The sequence below is a fragment of the Oribacterium asaccharolyticum ACB7 genome, from assembly GCF_000238075.1.
GTDB lineage: Bacteria > Bacillota > Clostridia > Lachnospirales > Lachnospiraceae > Oribacterium > Oribacterium asaccharolyticum.
This window is the reverse complement of the sequence record NZ_JH414508.1, coordinates 1877-4376: the sequence shown is the minus strand read 5'-3', so window position 1 is coordinate 4376 and position 2500 is coordinate 1877. Positions and strand designations below refer to the sequence as shown.

At 48.4% G+C, this 2500-nt stretch carries 2 rRNA genes (1 of these 2 only partly in view); both read right to left on the bottom strand.

What is annotated here, in order from left to right:
- Positions 1–1827 (bottom strand): 23S ribosomal RNA (locus HMPREF9624_RS11305); it reaches 1050 nt to the left of the window's first position.
- Positions 1828–2093: 266 nt separating this feature from the next.
- Positions 2094–2211 (bottom strand): 5S ribosomal RNA (gene rrf, locus HMPREF9624_RS11300).
- Positions 2212–2500: the final 289 nt, after the last annotated feature.

Sequence of the window (2500 nt, the reverse complement as noted above, 5' to 3'; positions counted from 1 at the left end):
CCAGCACCGGGCAGGCGTCAGCCCATATACTTTACCTTACGGTTTCGCATAGACCTGTGTTTTTGCTAAACAGTTGCTTGAGCCTTTTCTCTGCGGCCCAGTTGCCTGGGCACCCCTTCTCCCGAAGTTACGGGGTCATTTTGCCGAGTTCCTTAACAATGCTTCTCCCGCCGGCCTTAGGATTCTCTCCTCATCTACCTGTGTCGGTTTGCGGTACGGGCTTACTAAACACTATAGCGGCTTTTCTCGCCACAGAGTAAGAGCTTCTCTACTTTATTTCGATCCGCATCAGGTCTTCAGATTGTGCAGCGGTTTTTCCTACTACACTCCTACCTCCCTTGCACCGGTCTTCTCATTCCCGGCTCTCTCTTTCTCCATGTGTCCCCACATTTCTGATTTAGTAAGGTACTGGAATCTACACCAGTTGTCCATCGACTACGCGTCTCCGCCTCGCCTTAGGCCCCGACTTACCCAGGGCAGATCAGCTTTACCCTGGAAACCTTAGATATTCGGCCTGGAGGATTCTCACCTCCATCTCGCTACTCATTCCGGCATTCTCTCTTCAAAACAATCCACGGCTCCTTTCGGTACCGCTTCATCTCGTTTTCAATGCTCCTCTACCGATGTATAAATACATCCCTAAGCTTCGGTGTCATGTTTTAGCCCCGTTAATTTTCGGCGCAGGACCTCTCGACTAGTGAGCTATTACGCACTCTTTGAATGTGTGGCTGCTTCTAAGCCAACATCCTAGTTGTCTATGAAATCCCACATCCTTTACCACTTAACATGTACTTTGGGACCTTAGCTGTAGATCTGGGCTGTTTCCCTTTTGACTACGGAATTTATATCCCGCAGTCTGACTCCCGCTTATATCTTACCGCCATTCGGAGTTTGATATCTCTTGGTAGACTTTGACGCCCCCTCAAGAATTCAGTGCTCTACCTGCGAAAGACTTACAGCGAGGCTAGCCCTAAAGCTATTTCGAGGAGAACCAGCTATCTCCGGGTTCGATTGGAATTTCTCCGCTATCCACACCTCATCGCCACCCTTTTCAACGGATGTGCGTTCGGACCTCCACCAAATTTTACTTTAGCTTCATCCTGGACATGGATAGGTCACCCGGTTTCGGGTCTATATCTACTGACTTAACGCCCTTTTCAGACTTGCTCTCGCTTCGGCTCCGGACCTAAAGTCCTTAACCTTGCCAGTAACTATAACTCGCCGGACCGTTCTACAAAAAGTACGCGGTTCAGCTTGCGCTGTTCCACAGTTTGTAAACACAGGGTTTCAGGTTCTCTTTCACTCCCCTCCCGGGGTCCTTTTCACCTTTCCTTCACAGTACTAATCGCTATCGGTCACTGAGTAGTATTTAGCCTTGGGGGGTGGTCCCCCCGTCTTCCTGCCAGGTTCCACGTGTCTGACAGTACTCTGGATACTGCTTGATCCTTTACGCTTCGTGTAAGGGGCTTTCACCCTCTATGGCGCCTATTTCCATCGGCTTCCACTCACTTACAGATCTTTATGCAGTCCGAACCCCGAAGTGCACGCACCTCGGTTTGGGCTCTTCCGATTTCGCTCGCCACTACTTTCGGAATCACGGTTGTTTTCTCTTCCTCCGCCTACTTAGATGTTTCAGTTCAGCGGGTTCCCTCCGTACAGTTATGTATTGGCTGTACGGTACTAGAGGTCTTCTCTAGTGGGTTTCCCCATTCAGATATCTGCGGATCAACTCGTATTTGCCAATCCCCGCAGCTTTTCGCAGCTTATCACGTCTTTCTTCGGCTCTCAGTGCCTAGGCATTCACCCTATGCTCTTATTGCTTAACCAATTCTCCACTTGACCAAGTGTCGAGATACTAGCGTGTATCTCTTTTCTGATTGTGAAGAAGATTTCTCTTCTTACTCTCGATTGTTTGTACAAGTTTTACCTTGTACCCTCGGATGTCTTACTCTATTTACTAGAATAATTATTTCTTTCTGATATGTAGTTTTCAAGGTACGATGCTTACTTTCGTAAGCAGTACAATGGGAAGTCATGAACCTCCTGTGCTCTTTGCAACATTGTATTTCATTCTTTTTTGTTTTTAAAAAAATGTTTGGCACCCACCTATCTTCCCGTGCCGTTACCAGCAAAGTATTTTCGGCCGCTTAAGTCTTAACCGTCGTGTTCGGGATGGGAACGGGTGTTTCCCCTAAACGCATCAGCACCAAACAGATGAACAAATTTTTACCTTATTACCAAAAATCGAATAACACACAAACCCCTACTTTATCCTTAGAAAGGAGGTGATCCAGCCGCACCTTCCGATACGGCTACCTTGTTACGACTTCACCCCAGTCATCAGTCCTGCCTTCGGCAGCTCCCTCTCTTGGGACACTGACTTCGGGCATTACCAACTCCCATGGTGTGACGGGCGGTGTGTACAAGACCCGGGAACGTATTCACCGCAGCATGCTGATCTGCGATTACTAGCGATTCCAGCTTCGTGTAGTCGGGTTGC